Source organism: Trichocoleus sp. FACHB-40, from assembly GCF_014695915.1.
GTDB classification, from domain to species: domain Bacteria; phylum Cyanobacteriota; class Cyanobacteriia; order Cyanobacteriales; family FACHB-T130; genus Funiculus; species Funiculus sociatus.
Genome location: NZ_JACJPF010000057.1, coordinates 16,599 through 32,603 on the forward strand (window position 1 = coordinate 16,599; position 16,005 = coordinate 32,603).

The window sequence follows — 16,005 nt, forward strand, 5'->3', positions numbered from 1 at the left end:
TTTTTGAAAATAGTTTCGGTATAATGCAAAATAGAAAAATATTAAGACAAGTAAGTAAATAAGCAAAATTAAATATATGTTTACTGCCTACGTTAATAAGCCCTTTATTTACATACTCTACTAGGCTTTTCCAATTCTCGTAAGCATCGGCTTCAATCCATTCATATTTGATAAATTTCCATCCGATTACTATTTATGGTGGTTCTGCACGCAATTTCAGATTTCGTCGTCGATGGCAACTATGCGATCGCTAACTCATCTCCTAGTTATTGGTATGAAGGACATTCTCCTCATGGCGAGTTGCTGAGACTTCCGCGCACCCCAATGTCGGAAGCGATCGCCAGAAGTTTAATGCAACACCTTGCCAGGGATGAGAGTTATTCCCGTGAAGGCAAGATGTACGGGATATTATTAATTGAACTACCAAATGGCGAACAACGCATACTCAAAGCATTCTCCGGACTGCTGAATGGTTGCAGTGCAGTTGAAGGCTGGGTACCGCCGATTCCCGGACGAGACGAGTATGCATTAGCCGAAGCCCGCACATTGGCTCAATTAGAAGCTATGAAGCAGGAACTGATTACCCTCAAGCAACTCAAAGAACGGCAAGAGTACGAAACACTGTATCGCCAGCATGAGCAGCAGTTGCAAATTTTAAGCGATCGCCATCGAGATTGCAAACACCAACGACAGGAAAAACGTCAGATACTCTGCCAAACGCTGACAGGAGTTGCCCTTACTGTTGCTCTTGAACAGCTCGACGAAGAAAGCCGTCGGGAGGGGATTGAGAGGCGAACACTCAAACGCCGGCAAAGTCAAGCATTGCAGCCGCTGAAGCAGTTAATTGAAACAGCCGATGCGCGTCTAAGGGAACTGAAACAACAGCGTAAGCAACTATCCCGCCAACTCCAGGCGCAGATGCACGCTGCTTACAGCCTGACTAATTTTTCTGGGCAATCTTTATCGTTGCAGCAATTGATGCCAGGAGGCTCTATGCCCACTGGGACAGGAGACTGTTGCGCCCCCAAGCTACTGCATTATGCGGCAACGCATGGGCTTAAACCGCTGGCAATGGCGGAGTTTTGGTGGGGATCGTCTCAAGACAAAATTCAGGGAGAGTTCTACGGAGCTTGTTTAGAACGCTGTCAGCCATTGATGGGGTTTCTACTGTCAGGATTGCCTCAGATGCCTACAGGCTATAAGCCTGGGGCTATACAAACTAAGCCTGAGTCGGCAGATTTAGTCTGTGTAGCCGCACCCTTGAGAGTATCCGCGATTGAGACAACGCTGACGCGATCGCTACCCATTATTTATGAAGACGAATGGCTGATTGCGGTGAACAAACCCCCAGATTTACTATCAGTACCGGGGCGTTATAGCGATCGCCAAGACAGCGTTTTAGCCCGGTTGCGTAATCTGTTACCTGATGGCATGGAGATTACTGCCGCGCATCGGTTGGATCAAGAAACCTCTGGTATTCTCCTACTAGCACGCGATCGCCAAACCCATCGCCAACTAAGTTGGCAGTTTCAGCAGCGACAGGTTCACAAGGTTTATGAAGCTGTACTTTCCGGTTTAGTTACGGCTGACTCTGGCGCGATCGCACTACCCTTGTGGGGAGATCCCGATCGCCGTCCCTATCAGAAAGTCGATGAACAAGGGAAACCCAGCTTGACTAATTTTCGGGTGATGGCAAGGCAAGGATGCACCAGGGTAGAGTTTATACCACTAACAGGACGCACCCATCAGATCCGAGTTCATGCTGCTGATGCCAGAGGACTTGGGATACCTATTTTAGGCGATCGCCTCTATGGATGCCGTGCAGGGGCAAATCGGCTACATCTGCACGCCAGAGAACTTCGTTTTGAGCATCCCCAGTTAAGAGAAACTCTCCACATACAGGCAAAAACGCCATTTTGACGATGAAACCCTTGAGAAAAGAGCCTTACCTGGAGAAAATATCTCGATTAATCCACGATATTGATAGAAAATTTAGTTATCACTAAATTTTCTAGTTATTTGTAGGCAGCAATGTTGAATCTCGATACAAAGACTCAACCAACATTAGATGTTTAGTTTAATTATGTCTACCTGATTAATATTTCTATGGCTGCTGTAAAGTTAATCAGGCTACAACTATTTTGAACTAGAGAAAAAAGCAGTATGGAAAAAGCCACGTTTGCAGCAGGTTGTTTTTGGAAAGTAGAAGACGCTTTTCGCACCGTTAAAGGTGTTTCCTCTACATCTGTGGGATATACAGGGGGACACTGGGCTAACCCTTGCTATTTAGACGTGTGTGCAAGGGTTACGGGTCATGCTGAAGCTGTGCAGATTGAATATAACCCAATGCAAGTTAGTTATGAGGAACTGTTGGAGGTATTCTGGAATTGTCACGATCCCACCCAGCTCAACCGACAAGGGACAGACCGAGGCGAACAGTACCGTTCTGTGATTTTCTTCCATACGCCAGAGCAAGAGAAAGCTGCCACAGCTTCTAAGGAAAAGTTACAACAATCGGGCAGCTATGACAAGCAGATTGTGACGTTTATTCAACCAGCTAACGAGTTCTACCTAGCAGAGGAATATCATCAGCAATATTTGTTGAAAAAACGGCAAAATTTGAAAGGTTCAGAAGCCTTTTAGCTGGGAAATTAGAATAGTTAATCCCTTTTTTGACCAACTAGGAAGCAAAAAATATCACTTTTTGCTTCCTAGCTATCCTCAATAGAGGCTTCACTTCTACTGCAATCCTAATTCATTTATAAACTCTCTTTTTTCTCTTGCTCTGAGTTCCTCTTTTACCTCAGCGGTTCGTTTAAAAAAGTAGCTTTCATAAATCAAAGAGGATTGCTATAGCTTAGCCGCTTATGTCCAGTAGAGAATTTTGGCAACAGGAAAACGCTTAGCAATCTGGCTCTCAAAAAAGCGGCGGAGTTTCTTCATTGTGTCAGCGTCATAAACGTACTTAATCCCACCAAATTTATTACGCTTGACACTGCGGTTTTCTTCATCCATATCCAGCTTGTTATGAGGGTACCACTGCATCAGCACTTCCTTCGAGCTGGGAGTGAATCGGTGAGAAATTAGCTCAAACGTCAAGTCGCAGTCGAAATCTAAAGCAGCGCTGATATCATCAAACAAGCGAGTGTAATGCAACTCCCAATCTTCAATTGGCATAATTGGTGCAATCACCAAACCAACCGGATAACCTCCACCTCCTTGAGAGTGAGGCAAAGCTAATCGTCGCAATGCTTGCAGCCGGGAAGTAACAGATGCGGTACCGCCCTCAAATTTACCGGAAATCAAAGCTGCATTCACGCTGATTCGACAACGAGTGCGGCTGTTATGAGGCAAAGAAAGTAACTCTGAAACACCGTCAAACTTGGATACCCAACGTAACTGAGTGTTTTCGCGAGTACCGAAGTAGCGAATGCACTCAGCTAAACTACCTGTAAGATGTTCAATGCCAAGCGGGTCGGTGTAGCAACTTACCTCAAACGTTGTCACCTCAGAAGGACGTTCGTAACTAACTAAGTTATCTAAAATCTGCGGCAGGTTGGCAAATACTCGAATTACGGGTGGCCCGCTAAGGCTACCTGCTAGATAACAATATTGGCAATGGGCAGGACAACCCTCAGCAATGTGGAACTGCCAATCGGCAGAAGGTGGAATGGGACTGAGTTTGAAGCTGCTTGGGGGTGCGGTTACAACTGCAAGGGTGCGCTTAGAAATATCGTAAGTTTCGCGCTCATTTTCCCCTCGCAGTCCGGTGAGGCGGTTGCGAGGAAGTTCTTCCACAGGTAGATTGAGCGATCGCACTCGTGATAAAATTTGCTGTCCCCAAGGTTCATCTAGAGCAGCCGGGGTGAATATAACTCGCTCTGGCATCCACAAACGCGCCTTGTGGGTGCTTGGCTCGGATAAAATAACGTCATTGGAAATCGTGGAATTAGCGATCGCGGTTGGTAAGGACAAAATCGATTCTCCACATTCAATCTATCCTTATTGTCGCTCAGTACAAACGGAACCAATAATCATACACACAGCGGATTCCACGCCATTATAGGTAGAGGTTTCCCGATGGATAAGTGCTTGTCACAAGCTGCTGAAGCTGGTTGAAATTGGCAAGCGTACAAGCTCGCTACGAACCCATTCCGGAAGCGTTAGCCAATCAACCTCAGGACTTACGCACTTGCCGTGAACTAAAGTTCCGGCTCAAAGCCCAAACCCATTGAAATGGGTTGGTTTGAGGTTTTTTAGTCAGTTTCAACCCACTTGGGCTTTGGGCCAGGAAATTGATTTCCTTCTAGTGCGTAAATGCTAAACCTGAATCTACTGTCAGCCAAGAATCACTATCATTGATTTTGTCAGCTTTTCTTAGCTTCAAAATTTCTCTGTCACCCTTTTCGACAGGCGTAGGCAGTTAAAATCTACAAAGTTGTGACTACTCCCTAGAGTCTAATGCCACGGAAGAAACAAGCACCGCAAACCCCCAACCCCTCATCAACCGCTATATTGGCGCTCTCGGAACTCCACTTTCGCGCTGAGGCTTTGGAGAAAGAGCGTCAATGGCTCTTGAAGCAAATTAAGCGAAAACGAACCGAACTGAACAACTTTGTCGAACAGATGCGCTCAGTGGCTACTGAAATTTTTCATCGCGGTACTCCTGCGTTCAAGAAGCTAACCTCTATTGAGCAAGAAATTCACGCCCTGTTCGATGAAATTCTCAGCACCAGGAAGTTTGGGGTGCAAACTCGGCAAGATATCCTGAAAGTTTATCGCAATCTCCAGATGGCGGGGATAATTAGCCCAAAATCTCTCGAATCTGAAGATGATGCTGAATTAGACGAACTATTTGAACCCCAAGATTGCGAAGATAACTCCCGCGACGATACAGATAGCTACCATCAACATCAGACCCCTGTTCCACAGGAACCCGCCAGAACTGAGGACTCTAGAAAAATTCGGCAAACCTTTTTGAAATTAGCAGAAATCTTTCACCCAGATAAGGTCGCTGACAGTGAAACTCAGATGCGCCACACGGAAATTATGAAAGAAGTTAACAGAGCTTACCAAGATGGGGATTTGGCGAGACTGCTAGAGATTGAGCAGCAATATAACGCGGGAGAGAGTCTTGATAATTTAAGTGAAGATGATTTGAGCCGAAAATGCCAAAGTCTGGAACAACATAACTTAATTTTAAAAAATCAATATGAAAACCTCAAAATGGAATTGAGATTGGTGAAAAGTACCCCAGAAGGAACGCTTGTTTCTGAATATCGGCAAGCGACACGAGCAGGAATTGATCCCTTAGCACAGATGCTGGCTCAGGTGGAGCAAGAAATGCAAATTATCGAAGAAATTCGGGATTTTGTCAAAAACTTTCGGGATAAAAAAATTACCATTAAAGACTTTCTGCGGGGGCCAGCTTGTTTAGTTAGTATGAGTCAAAGTATCCAAGAAAAAATTTTAGAGGAGATGTTCGGCATACCAATGACAAACATCCAATTCTAGTAAAAATGTCCGACGACTAAAGTCACGGCTAAACAAACAAAGCCTGTTAACGCAGACTAATATAAAATTGTTGCGTTAGCAGGCTTGGTTGTTCTAGCATCGAGGCTTATATGTGCACTCAACAGGATACTCTCGTTTCAACATAGGTATGGCTACTGTTACTGATATCGTAACCGCTAGAAGGGGATGAATCGAAGCTTCGAATCCCAGCACTATTAAGTTTCCAAAAATGTAACCTAAACTACTACTCTCCGATTCAATGCCAGATTAGGAACACGCTATCAATTGTGTTCTTAATTATGAAACTTTCTCTCTCCTCTAGTGGCTGGAATCCGTTAAAAATTGTCTTTTTAACTTTGGGTGTAGTTAGTCTAAGTGCGTGTCAAGCTGTTCCGACTGCGGATAAATTACCGAGAACCCTCACCGTCTCTGGAAAAGGAGATGTTAACATCCCCGCAACCATGACGAAAGTAAGCCTTGGCGTTCAGGTTCAGGGTAAAACTACCCAGGAGGTGCAACAGCAGGTAGCTGAAAAATCATCTGCGGTGGTGGCGTTGCTGAAGTCGCGCAAGGAAGTGGAAAAGCTGGAAACAACTGGTATCAGCCTCAACCCAGTTTATAGTTATAAAAATGGTCAGCAGAAGATAGAGGGATATTCGGGAACTAATAACGTTAGCTTTCGGATTGAAACTCAGAAAGCTGGGACGCTGTTAGATGACGCTGTTAAGGTGGGTGCAACCCAAATTAATGGTATAAGTTTAGTAGCTTCAGAAAGCGCGATCGCTCAAGCACAAAAAGAAGCCATCAAGGAAGCTGCTGAAGATGCCAGAAAGCAAGCTGATGCCCTTCTGGCTGCCTTAAATCTCAACCAGCGGGAAATTGTGAGCATTCAAATTAATGATGCCAATCCGCCTCTGCCATTGCAACGAGCGATCGCAACTGAGAATGCACAAGCAAGTGCTGGTAAACTAGCAGATACCCCAATTGTAGGTGGCGAACAGGAAGTACAAGCAGCCGTCACTCTGCAAATTCGCTACTAAGCTTCAGCTAAAAGAAACATCTTAGCCCCTCCCAGTTGACCAGTCGGGGGTTGAGGGTGGGATTCTTCTTACCTTTTCAGGGTGCGTGCTACCCAAAGCGCGATCGCAATCCCCAGCAAAAACCAGATTGCCACAATAATAACAGCAACGCTCCAATTTGTGGGTTTATCGGATGTGATCGCAGCTGTTGCTTTTTCCCGACACTCAACCATCACCGTCGGCGGAATCATTTTCAGTAGCAGCCAAATTCCCACTGGCACGATAATAATATCGTCAAGATAGCCGATAATTGGGATAAAATCGGGAATCAAATCTATCGGGCTAAAGGCATAAGCAACAACGAAACCAGCCAACAACCTCGCATACCAAGGAACTCTTGTGTCCTTACAAGCTAAATAGATAGCGTAGGTTTCTTTTTTTAGTTTCTTTAGCTGTTGCTGCCATCCCTGCATTTGAGTAACTATAAATAGAGAAATTAAATAGTAATAAGGTAAAAGGTAAATTTGAATAAAAAAATCTACCTTTTACCTTTTCTCAACTTGATAGATTTTAGATTTTGAGGAACCCTTCAAAATCTAAAATCCCAAAGTTCCAACTATACAGAAGCCGAAAGCGGCTGACTGACTGCTTCCTTCAACAGTGCAGCCTTATCGGTGCGCTCCCAAGGCAAGTCTAAATCAGTGCGTCCAAAGTGACCGTAAGCAGCGACATCTTGGAAGAAACGACCGCCGCGTTCACCAGGAAGGTGACACAAACTGAATTTTTGGATAATTCCCGCCGGACGCAGTTCAAAATGCTGCTTCACTAATTCCAGCAGCACCTCATCGTCCACCTTCCCAGTGCCGAAGGTTTCCACCAGAATGCTCACGGGTCGGGCCACCCCGATAGCATAACTCAGCTGGACTTCACATTTTTCAGCTAACCCTGCCGCCACAATATTTTTAGCTGCATAGCGACAAGCATAAGCCGCACTACGGTCTACTTTTGTGGGATCTTTGCCGGAGAAAGCACCGCCGCCGTGACGGGAGTACCCGCCGTAGGTGTCAACAATGATTTTACGACCAGTCAGACCAGAGTCTCCCTGAGGGCCACCGATGACGAATTTGCCAGTAGGATTGACCAAAAAGCGAGTTTCCTCGTCTGGCTGGATTTCCATATCGGCAAAAATGGGTAGCACCACCGTACTCCAAAGGTCTTCTTTGATTTTGGCTTGGACGGCATCTTGTTCTGTGATGTCGCCAATGGTGGCGGTGTGCTGGGTGGAAACCAGGATAGTATCAATGCCTACAGGTTTGCCATCTTCGTAGGTGACAGTGACTTGAGTTTTGCCATCGGGACGCAGGTAAGGCAACTGTCCGGTTTTTCGCACCGCAGCAAGGCGGCGAGAAATACGGTGAGAGAGACTGATGGGCAATGGCATCAGTTCTGGTGTTTCGTTGCAGGCGAAGCCAAACATTAAGCCTTGGTCACCAGCACCAATGGCATCTAATTCGTCATCACTTGCTTCTTCGCGGGTTTCTTGGGCGGTAGTAACGCCTTGGGCAATGTCTGGAGATTGTTCATCCAGAGCCACTAAAACTGCACAACTGTTGGCAGAGAAGCCGTTATCGGCATCGGTGTAGCCAATGTCGGCAATTTTTTTCCGGGCAATATCAACGTAATTGACTTGCGCTTTGGTGGTGATTTCACCAGTAATTAGCACTAAGCCAGTGTTGACAACGACTTCAGCGGCGACGCGGCTCTTGGGGTCTTGGGCGAGTAGCGCATCTAAAATGGTGTCGGAAATCTGATCGCAGATTTTATCAGGATGGCCTTCGGTAACAGATTCAGAGGTAAACAGGTAGCGACGAGACAACGGCAATTCCTCCCTGGGATAGTGGCTGTTGCTGACGGAGTTGGCGAGATAAGTTCAGCTATTTTAACCTGCGATCATAACCTGATTTAGATGCGATCGCTCTAAGGGTGACTATTACTGTTTGAAGATTTGCCTCAATTATGATTTTTTCACAATTGCCAATTTAGCTGGATGTAAGGCCCAGCTTCAGATGGGCTAAGGGCGCGAGTGCCTTCTCTCTCCCAAATATAAAAAAAATCTTAGCTTTGTGAATTTTTGATGAAGACTGGAGTAGGAGATTTTTTTACCTCAACAATGCCTAAAGTTTTCCCCTCAACGGTTGTCACGCCCAATTTAGGGACATGGCAATGCCATGTCCTTACCAACGTGGGCTGAACGTTAGAACCGCGATTTATTCCACCCAACTGAGAAACGCTATATCTCCTACAGTAAATTAAGTTGTGCCGTCGTAGGTTGGCTATCTGATTTGGTGATAGTCCAAATTGCTGAAAGCTGGGAAATAAATTCGCTCCATCTTTTGAAAATTTGCCCCCAGTGATATCAAGGCTGTTTCCATTTGGAGCGACAATTATCCCAGTGCCATCTGAGGCTGAGATTATAGATTGAGCTTGTAGTGTATTAAATATTGCTACTAAGAAAAAAACTGTTAGTAACAAGATAATTATCTCACCTAATTTGATGTAGCTGCACTATATTGCAATTGTTCCACGTTTTTAGCACAACATGGAAAATTATTACTTTGGTAAATATTTGGTATTTTTGTTTGGCTTTGGCGAACGCGATCACGTACTTTTTTCTGGGGCTTCTAGAAAGAAATATAGTATTACGGTAATCGTTTACGCTTTGGTAAATTAAAATAAATTAATCATGCCTCACGGTGCGACCATGACAGCTATATTACCCAAAACCCAATCCGCAGAAATATTCTACCCTAGTTCAGACGGTGAACCATTGGCAGAAACCTACGATCATCTGTACGCAATATTAACAACGTTGGAAGTTTTGAAACAATATCTAGCTCTTCGTCAAGCGACTGTGCTAGCAGACCAGTTTCTTTACTATTCGCAAGGCTTTCCTAAACTACGAGTAGCTCCCGATGTGATGGTGATTTTCGATGTGGCACCAGGGGGACGAGATAACTATAAAATATGGGAAGAAGGTCAAGTTCCAGTTGTAATTTTCGAGATAACTTCCCCCGGAACAAGACAACAAGATGAAAGTTTGAAAAAAACTTTATACGAGCAGTTGGAAGTCAAAGAATACTGGCAATTTGACCCCAGAGGCGAATGGATAGAAGAAAAGTTGCGCGGCTATCGTTTGCGAGGCGAAATTTATGAGCCAATTACAGATAATCGCAGCGAACCCTTACAATTGCGTTTAGCAGTAGAAGGGAAAATTATCGGTTTTTATCGAGAAGATACTGGGGAAAAATTGTTGATTCCCGATGAGCTAGCGCAGGCATTACAGCAGGAAACTCAAAGACGACAGGAGGCGGAGGAACGCGCTGAACAAGCGCAGCAACAGCTTGCTGAAATGGAAAACCTACTTGCTCGTTATCGCGATCGCTTCGGGGAATTGTCTGATAGCTAATCCAATCATGCCTAATTGCTCATAGCGGTTCTTCCCAATTAGCCATGATTGGATTAGCTATTACCTATAATTTGAATTTCATCAAGTTGCGAAATTGCTACATCTGCTGTTTCTAGGTGCGCCGCCTCTGGTTTTCCCCAACAAATACCAATACAACCCGCAGCACCCGCTTCTCGCGCCATCTGGATATCACCCGCAGAATCTCCCACCATCAAAGTCGCACCCGGTTCTACTCCCAGTCTCTGGCAAGCTTGCAAAAATAACGCTGGATCTGGTTTACTGTAATCTTCATCGCCTCCCATCTCTAGCTGGATGTAATCGCTGAGCTGATGTCGCTTGACAAATGCTTTAACTCGTGAGGTGGTGGCAGCTGAGAGAATGCCTAATTTTAAGCCAGCTAAGAAGAGAAATTGCAACACTTCCAGCGAACCGACAAATAGAGGGGAAGGCGCAGCATCTTTGAGAAATTGGTCGGATTCTTCAAACGCGCGACGAGCGATCGCTCTTGACTCCAACCACCCCCGTCCAGTTTCAGCAATATACGCGGCGGCGGCTATTTCATTTTCCAGGGAACTGCCAACAGCCATTAACCCGGTAGGATCGAGTTTATCCCCATTGATGCCAAATGCCATCAACAAGGGATCTCCAATACCGGGAATTTGGGCATCAATGATACGCGATCGCTTTTGTCCGAGGTTTCTTAAAAATGACTCGGAATCTTCCAGAGTGCCGTCTTTGTCAAAAATCACAGCCTGGATATTCTCAAATGTGACATCCTTACAGCGAATTGTTACCATTTGCCCCTCCAAATTCACAAAAAACTCCCATAAAAAAAGAGGGAATTTCCCTCTTTGGTCATTGGTCATTAGTCAGGCGTCATTAGTCAGTTGTAACAAGCAACAAACTGTTGACTACTAACAAAATTAATCTTCTTGTGTAGCTGGTTGCAGCTCATCTTCAGGAACGGCGTCCTCAATAGCAGCAGGAACTTCGTCCTCAATAGCAGCAGGAACTTCGGCGTCCTCCATAGCAGAAGGAACGTCGTCGTCAATTGCAGCAGGAGCGTCGTCGTCGGTAGCAGCAGGAGCGTCGTCGTCAATAGCAGGAGGAACTTCGGCGTCCTCCATAGCAGAAGGAACGTCGTCGTCGTCGATAGCAGCAGAAACGTCATCGTCCGCAGGAGCAGCCACGGCAGTTGCACCTTGTTGCTTAGCTCGCATCTGCTCTCGATACTTAGCTGCCATTTCTTCAGCCATATCATAGACGCGATCGCGGTTCTTAATCATGTCCCCAGGCTCTGGCTCTAGCTGCTTGGTGGACAGCGAAATGCGTCCTCGTTCAGCATCCAAGTCAATGATCATCACTTTCACTTCATCATTGACATTGAAGACACTGTGTGGAGTGTCGATGTGGTCGTGGGAAATCTCCGAAATGTGCAATAGACCGCTGACACCGCCAATATCGATGAATGCACCGTAAGGCTTGATGCCTCGGACTGCACCGATAACGACTTCGCCGACTTCCAAGCGGTTCATCTTACGCTCAACCAGCGCCCGTCGATGCGATAACACCAGACGGTTGCGGTCTTCGTCTACCTCTAAAAATTTTAGCGGTAGTTCTTCTCCTACCAAATCTTCTTTAGGTTTGCGAGTGCTGATGTGAGAACCAGGGATAAAACCGCGCAAGCCTTCAATCCGCACCAGCGCTCCACCTCTATTTGTCGCAAAGACAAGCGATCGCACTGTAGCGTCTTCTGTCTGCAACTGCCTTACCCGCTCCCATGCACGCATATACTCAATGCGTCGGATGGAAAGAGTTAGCTGTCCATCTTCATTCTCGTCAGTCAGAATAAAGAATTCCCGCGTCTCGTTCGACTGCAACACCTCTTCGGGAGCGTCAACACGGTTGATTGACATTTCCTGAATCGGAATATAAGCAGCTGTTTTAGCGCCAATGTCAATCAGAGCGCCCCTTGGCTCCAAACTGAACACGGTTCCGGCGACAATATCACCGGGATTAAAGTGATAGTCATATTTATCGAGTAGGGCCGCAAAATCTTCGTGAGAAAAGCCAATATCTGCTGTAGCGGTTGTTTTCTGATTGACCATGCGAATGTTTCCTGGTAGTTATCTCCGTATTAACTGTGCCTCCTGCGGATGTACGCGCACGGAAAGCCTCGTGCTGTTTACACCTACATTGCTCTCTCGCCAACCTTATTGTATGAGATTTTTAGATACGAGTGAGTGTCCAGACAGACCATTATAACCCAAAATGGACTTCCTCTAACGTTATTATTGATTAGTTATCAGCCGAATGACTAATAACCTTGAATCTGTTCCCGTTGGGTTGAGGCAGGAAACCCAACATACATGACTAATAGACTTCTTGTATTCATTGCCTTGAAATAAATTTTAGGCTAAAAGCTTAAACCTGTTAAAACAGGTTGAAACATTTAGACAGGAATCGTGACGATGACTTTAGCTACGAAGCCCCGAACTTTAGTTTAGGGCTTTTGCAAGAAGTGTAATAACTAATGATTAATTTGGTACTTTGCCGCCATTTCCTCAGCTTTTTCATAAACTTTCTGAGGATTTTTCAGCATATGACCTGGTTCTGGTTCCAGTGCTTTTGTAGAGAGTGAGATCAGGCCCCTCTGAGTATCCACATCAAGAATCATTGCCTTCACTTCGTCATTGACCTTGAGGTAGTGGTATAGAAGTAGTGATAAATCCGCTTTCACCCCTACCGTACAAGGCTTTGAGCATTGAATATCACTACCTGTTTACCACTATCGACCTTGAAAACACTATGAGGCGTATCTAAATGAGCATGGGAAATTTCAGGAATACGTAGCAGACCTCTAATGCTTTATCTGCTCGTCAAGAGCCAAGGCTCCACTATAGCTTAGGAGCAGACGGTTAAGGTGTTCATCCACCTTCAAAATCTTTATAAACAGTTCTTCTCCAATTAACTGTCCGTTGAGTTCACGGCTACAAAGGTAATAATTGTAAATTGTGCCGTACAACCCTTCAATCTCTACCAATACGCTGTATCGCTTAGCTTCAATAACTCTCGCGTATACAGTGACGTTTTCGGCTTGCATTTGACACACCCGCTCCCAAGCCAGCTTTTTCTCCAGTTGTCGAAGGGAGAGGGAAACCATCAAATTACCCTCTATATCGTAGTCATTTACAACCACCAAGAATTCGCGGGTTTCATTTAGCTGCAAGACTTCTTCTGGAGAGTCAATCTCATTAATTGACATTTCCCAAATTGGGAGAAAAATAGCTGTTGGAGCGCCAATGTCAATCAAAGCGCCTCCCGGCTCCAAACTGACGACTTTACCAATTACAATGTCGCCCGGACTCAAGCTAGATAAATTTGAGTTCAAAAATGTTCGGCTGTAACTACCGCATATCTAATTCATACCATAGCACTTTTGTCAATAGTCAGCCACGAAGTATTCAAAAGCTATTAGCCAATTATTAATGACCAATCACCAAAGAAGCTTGGTTTTCGGTTTCATCAAACTCAAGTAAGGAAAGTTGATTATTTTCGGCAGTATTTGTGACGTCGGCAGCTTCTGACTGGCGACTGCTGTAACTTTCGAGGTGATTCAGAGTATCCACAAAATCGCGGATACCTTGAAATTTCCGATAGACAGATGCAAAGCGGACATAGGCGACTTCGCTGAGAGTTTGCAGACGCTGGAGAACCAATTCACCAATTTCTTGACTGGTGACTTCTCTGATGATGCGCTGTTGTAATTCAGCTTCAATCTCATCGACCAAAACTTCTAGGTGTCCTTGAGGAATACCCGTTTTTTCGCAAGCGCGAACAATTCCCCGCACTAACTTGGAACGGTCAAAAGAGTCCCGTTGACCTCCCCGCTTAATGACGGTAATCGGAACAAATTCAATGCGTTCGTAAGTGGTGAAACGATGATTGCACTTCAAACACTCGCGCCGTCGCCGGATACTTTGTCCGGCTTCTGTGGAACGGGACTCAAGGACGCGGCTATCGGTGTGCTGACATAAAGGACATTGCATTTTTAAGAGTCCTCGCTTGCTGGGTAGATGAGCGTGAGGAAGCAATAAACTTGAATTTGAAAGAGTTAAAATACCTAAAATGGGAGAAACTGAGCCGTTGTTTGTCTTCAACTGTCGTTAAATACGACGGTTGGGACAATTGCGGCTCAGTGGATCTCCCAAATTATATTAAGTTGTGACGATCGCACTCATCAAACGCGATCGCTTACTTTTGAATCCGAGGCGGTTCGCGAAATGCGATCGCAAAGAATAGCGTACCCAATGCCAGGGCTAACACCAAGATATAAGCAGCAGCTTCCATGTCACAATTTCCTGATTATCAGCTTTACTACCAGTCTACCAACTAAGTCAAAAGTAAAAAGGAAAAAGGCAAAAATAAAAAGAATCTTTATTTTTGCCTTTTTCCTTTTACCTTATTAGACTACTTCCTTCTTACGGGTACTCTTGTCACCCAGTTTCTGGAACAGACCCCACTCGACCTGCTCTTCCAAATCTGCCTCGACCCCGGCAAACACGTCGCGGAACAGAGTCCGAGAACCATGCCACAAGTGACCGAAGAAGAACAACAGAGCAAATACAGCGTGTCCGAAGGTGAACCAGCCACGAGGACTGGTGCGGAATACACCGTCAGAATTCAGGGTTTCGCGGTCAAATTCAAACGGCTCACCCAATTGAGCTTTCCGAGCAAACTGCTTGACTTTGGCTGGGTCATCAAAAGTTTTCCCTGCCAAAGCGCCACCGTAGAAGGTAGCAGTTACACCAACTTGCTCAAAGCTATTTTTCGATTCTGCCCGACGGAACGGAATATCGGCGCGAAGCACACCGTCTTTATCGGTCAAAATCACTGGGAATGTTTCAAAGAAGTTGGGCAAACGACGCACTGTCAATTCCCGACCTTCTGAATCTTTGAATAGCGGATGACCTAGCCAAGCTTGAGCTATGCCATCTCCCTTATTCATTTGACCTGTGCGGAACAAGCCACCCTTAGCGGGGCTGTTACCCACATAGTCGTAGAAAGCCAGCTTCTCAGGAATTTCTGACCAAGCTTCAGTAGCACTATTCCCTTCAGCCACAGATTCTTGAATCCGACGGTCAATTTCCTGGTGGAAATAACCGCTGTCCCACTGATAGCGGGTGGGGCCAAATAGTTCAATTGGAGTAGTGGCGCTGCCGTACCACATCGTACCCGCCACCACGAAGGCGGCAAAAAATACGGCGGCAATACTGCTTGAAAGTACGGTTTCAATGTTCCCCATCCGTAGCGCTTTGTAAAGTCGCTCTGGTGGTCGAACACTTAGGTGGAACAAACCAGCGATGATGCCAACAACACCCGCCGCGATATGGTGCGCGACCACGCCGCCAGCGTTGAACGGGTTAAACCCAGCAGGCCCCCATTCCGGTGCCACAGGTTGAACGCTGCCAGTTAAACCGTAGGGGTCAGAAACCCACATACCAGGGCCAAATAGCCCCGAAAGGTGGAATGCACCGAACCCAAAGCAGAGAAGACCAGACAAGAACAGGTGAATGCCAAACATTTTTGGCAAGTCGAGAGCTGGTTCGCCAGTGCGGGGATCTCTAAAGAGTTCCAAATCCCAGTAAACCCAGTGCCAGCAGGCAGCTAGGAACAGCAGACCGGAAAGAACGATATGAGCGGCAGCAACGCCTTCAAATGACCAGAAACCAGGGTTGTTTGCTGGGCCACCAGTGATGCTCCAACCGCCCCAGGATTGTGTTACACCCAGGCGAGCCATGAAGGGCATCACAAACATACCCTGCCGCCACATGGGGTTAAGTATGGGGTCGCTGGGGTCAAAAATTGCTAGTTCGTACAAAGCCATCGAACCAGCCCAGCCTGCCACGAGGGCAGTGTGCATTAGGTGTACTGCAATCAACCGTCCTGGATCATTCAGAACAACTGTATGTACTCGGTACCAGGGTAGTCCCATTGACTACGCTC

The 16,005-nt window shown here is 45.9% G+C and carries 16 protein-coding genes; 5 read left to right on the forward strand and 11 right to left on the reverse strand.

The features are described 5' to 3' along the window. Nucleotides 1–195: 195 nt before the first annotated feature. Both H6F63_RS13060 and msrA read left to right on the forward strand, forming a co-directional pair. Complete coding sequence (locus H6F63_RS13060; RefSeq protein WP_190637952.1) at nucleotides 196–1,920, forward strand: RluA family pseudouridine synthase; 1,725 nt, start codon at nucleotides 196–198, stop codon at nucleotides 1,918–1,920. Between the two features lie 243 nt (nucleotides 1,921–2,163). Continuing rightward, entirely contained in the window at nucleotides 2,164–2,643 is a 480-nt protein-coding gene (gene msrA / locus H6F63_RS13065; protein WP_190637954.1) for a peptide-methionine (S)-S-oxide reductase MsrA, read from the forward strand. A 222-nt stretch (nucleotides 2,644–2,865) separates the two neighbouring features. Here the strand turns inward: msrA and H6F63_RS13070 are convergent, their stop codons facing one another. After that, nucleotides 2,866–3,888 carry a spore photoproduct lyase family protein gene (locus tag H6F63_RS13070; RefSeq protein WP_190638010.1) on the reverse strand — a complete coding sequence of 341 codons (1,023 nt, stop codon included), beginning with the start codon at nucleotides 3,886–3,888 and terminating at the stop codon, nucleotides 2,866–2,868. Nucleotides 3,889–4,461: 573 nt separating this feature from the next. On the opposite strand from H6F63_RS13070, the gene H6F63_RS13075 reads away from it, so the two are divergent. After that, on the forward strand, nucleotides 4,462–5,514 hold the full coding sequence (locus tag H6F63_RS13075; protein ID WP_190637956.1) for a J domain-containing protein: 1,053 nt from the start codon (nucleotides 4,462–4,464) through the stop codon (nucleotides 5,512–5,514). Between the two features lie 299 nt (nucleotides 5,515–5,813). Beyond that, entirely contained in the window at nucleotides 5,814–6,554 is a 741-nt protein-coding gene (locus H6F63_RS13080) for an SIMPL domain-containing protein (RefSeq protein ID WP_190637958.1), read from the forward strand. A 68-nt stretch (nucleotides 6,555–6,622) separates the two neighbouring features. Here the strand turns inward: H6F63_RS13080 and H6F63_RS13085 are convergent, their stop codons facing one another. From H6F63_RS13085 to H6F63_RS13095, 3 genes are all read right to left on the reverse strand, one after another. Next, entirely contained in the window at nucleotides 6,623–7,006 is a 384-nt protein-coding gene (locus H6F63_RS13085; protein WP_190637959.1) for a YkvA family protein, read from the reverse strand. 143 nt (nucleotides 7,007–7,149) lie between these two features. Further along, nucleotides 7,150–8,409, reverse strand: coding sequence for a methionine adenosyltransferase (gene metK, locus H6F63_RS13090; protein WP_190637961.1), 1,260 nt, complete (start codon nucleotides 8,407–8,409; stop codon nucleotides 7,150–7,152). Nucleotides 8,410–8,648: 239 nt separating this feature from the next. Continuing rightward, the gene (locus tag H6F63_RS13095; RefSeq protein ID WP_190638016.1) at nucleotides 8,649–9,065 is read right to left on the reverse strand and encodes a hypothetical protein; all 417 of its coding nucleotides are present in this window, start codon (nucleotides 9,063–9,065) and stop codon (nucleotides 8,649–8,651) included. Between the two features lie 229 nt (nucleotides 9,066–9,294). Between H6F63_RS13095 and H6F63_RS13100 the strand changes: the two genes are divergently transcribed. Further along, nucleotides 9,295–9,999, forward strand: coding sequence for a Uma2 family endonuclease (locus H6F63_RS13100; protein ID WP_190638012.1), 705 nt, complete (start codon nucleotides 9,295–9,297; stop codon nucleotides 9,997–9,999). Between the two features lie 53 nt (nucleotides 10,000–10,052). Here H6F63_RS13100 and H6F63_RS13105 read toward each other — a convergent pair whose 3' ends face one another. From H6F63_RS13105 to psbB, 7 genes are all read right to left on the reverse strand, one after another. Continuing rightward, a complete protein-coding gene (locus tag H6F63_RS13105; RefSeq protein ID WP_190637963.1) occupies nucleotides 10,053–10,796 on the reverse strand; it encodes an HAD family hydrolase in 744 nt (247 codons plus the stop codon). Between the two features lie 126 nt (nucleotides 10,797–10,922). Further along, nucleotides 10,923–12,107 (reverse strand): 30S ribosomal protein S1, encoded by a 1,185-nt coding sequence (locus H6F63_RS13110; RefSeq protein ID WP_190637964.1) that lies wholly within the window; start codon nucleotides 12,105–12,107, stop codon nucleotides 10,923–10,925. A gap of 422 nt (nucleotides 12,108–12,529) precedes the next feature. Continuing rightward, on the reverse strand, nucleotides 12,530–12,739 hold the full coding sequence (locus H6F63_RS29390) for a hypothetical protein (protein ID WP_242019746.1): 210 nt from the start codon (nucleotides 12,737–12,739) through the stop codon (nucleotides 12,530–12,532). A gap of 120 nt (nucleotides 12,740–12,859) precedes the next feature. Then, on the reverse strand, nucleotides 12,860–13,390 hold the full coding sequence (locus H6F63_RS29395) for a S1 RNA-binding domain-containing protein (protein ID WP_199297996.1): 531 nt from the start codon (nucleotides 13,388–13,390) through the stop codon (nucleotides 12,860–12,862). A gap of 94 nt (nucleotides 13,391–13,484) precedes the next feature. Continuing rightward, the gene (nrdR, locus tag H6F63_RS13120; RefSeq protein ID WP_190637966.1) at nucleotides 13,485–14,048 is read right to left on the reverse strand and encodes a transcriptional regulator NrdR; all 564 of its coding nucleotides are present in this window, start codon (nucleotides 14,046–14,048) and stop codon (nucleotides 13,485–13,487) included. A 205-nt stretch (nucleotides 14,049–14,253) separates the two neighbouring features. Continuing rightward, nucleotides 14,254–14,349 carry a photosystem II reaction center protein T gene (locus H6F63_RS13125; RefSeq protein ID WP_190420256.1) on the reverse strand — a complete coding sequence of 32 codons (96 nt, stop codon included), beginning with the start codon at nucleotides 14,347–14,349 and terminating at the stop codon, nucleotides 14,254–14,256. Between the two features lie 115 nt (nucleotides 14,350–14,464). Continuing rightward, nucleotides 14,465–15,994 (reverse strand): photosystem II chlorophyll-binding protein CP47, encoded by a 1,530-nt coding sequence (gene psbB, locus H6F63_RS13130; protein ID WP_190637968.1) that lies wholly within the window; start codon nucleotides 15,992–15,994, stop codon nucleotides 14,465–14,467. Nucleotides 15,995–16,005 lie beyond the last annotated feature (11 nt).

What these genes read in the sequence shown, in the direction of transcription:
- H6F63_RS13060 (WP_190637952.1), top strand. Translation starts at nt 196, where the DNA reads ATGGTGGTTCTGCACGCAATTTCAGATTTCGTCGTCGATGGCAACTAT.
- msrA (WP_190637954.1), top strand. Translation starts at nt 2,164, where the DNA reads ATGGAAAAAGCCACGTTTGCAGCAGGTTGTTTTTGGAAAGTAGAAGAC.
- H6F63_RS13070 (WP_190638010.1), bottom strand. Translation starts at nt 3,888, where the DNA reads ATGCCAGAGCGAGTTATATTCACCCCGGCTGCTCTAGATGAACCTTGG.
- H6F63_RS13075 (WP_190637956.1), top strand. Translation starts at nt 4,462, where the DNA reads ATGCCACGGAAGAAACAAGCACCGCAAACCCCCAACCCCTCATCAACC.
- H6F63_RS13080 (WP_190637958.1), top strand. Translation starts at nt 5,814, where the DNA reads ATGAAACTTTCTCTCTCCTCTAGTGGCTGGAATCCGTTAAAAATTGTC.
- H6F63_RS13085 (WP_190637959.1), bottom strand. Translation starts at nt 7,006, where the DNA reads ATGCAGGGATGGCAGCAACAGCTAAAGAAACTAAAAAAAGAAACCTAC.
- H6F63_RS13100 (WP_190638012.1), top strand. Translation starts at nt 9,295, where the DNA reads ATGACAGCTATATTACCCAAAACCCAATCCGCAGAAATATTCTACCCT.
- H6F63_RS13105 (WP_190637963.1), bottom strand. Translation starts at nt 10,796, where the DNA reads ATGGTAACAATTCGCTGTAAGGATGTCACATTTGAGAATATCCAGGCT.
- H6F63_RS13110 (WP_190637964.1), bottom strand. Translation starts at nt 12,107, where the DNA reads ATGGTCAATCAGAAAACAACCGCTACAGCAGATATTGGCTTTTCTCAC.
- nrdR (WP_190637966.1), bottom strand. Translation starts at nt 14,048, where the DNA reads ATGCAATGTCCTTTATGTCAGCACACCGATAGCCGCGTCCTTGAGTCC.
- H6F63_RS13125 (WP_190420256.1), bottom strand. Translation starts at nt 14,349, where the DNA reads ATGGAAGCTGCTGCTTATATCTTGGTGTTAGCCCTGGCATTGGGTACG.
- psbB (WP_190637968.1), bottom strand. Translation starts at nt 15,994, where the DNA reads ATGGGACTACCCTGGTACCGAGTACATACAGTTGTTCTGAATGATCCA.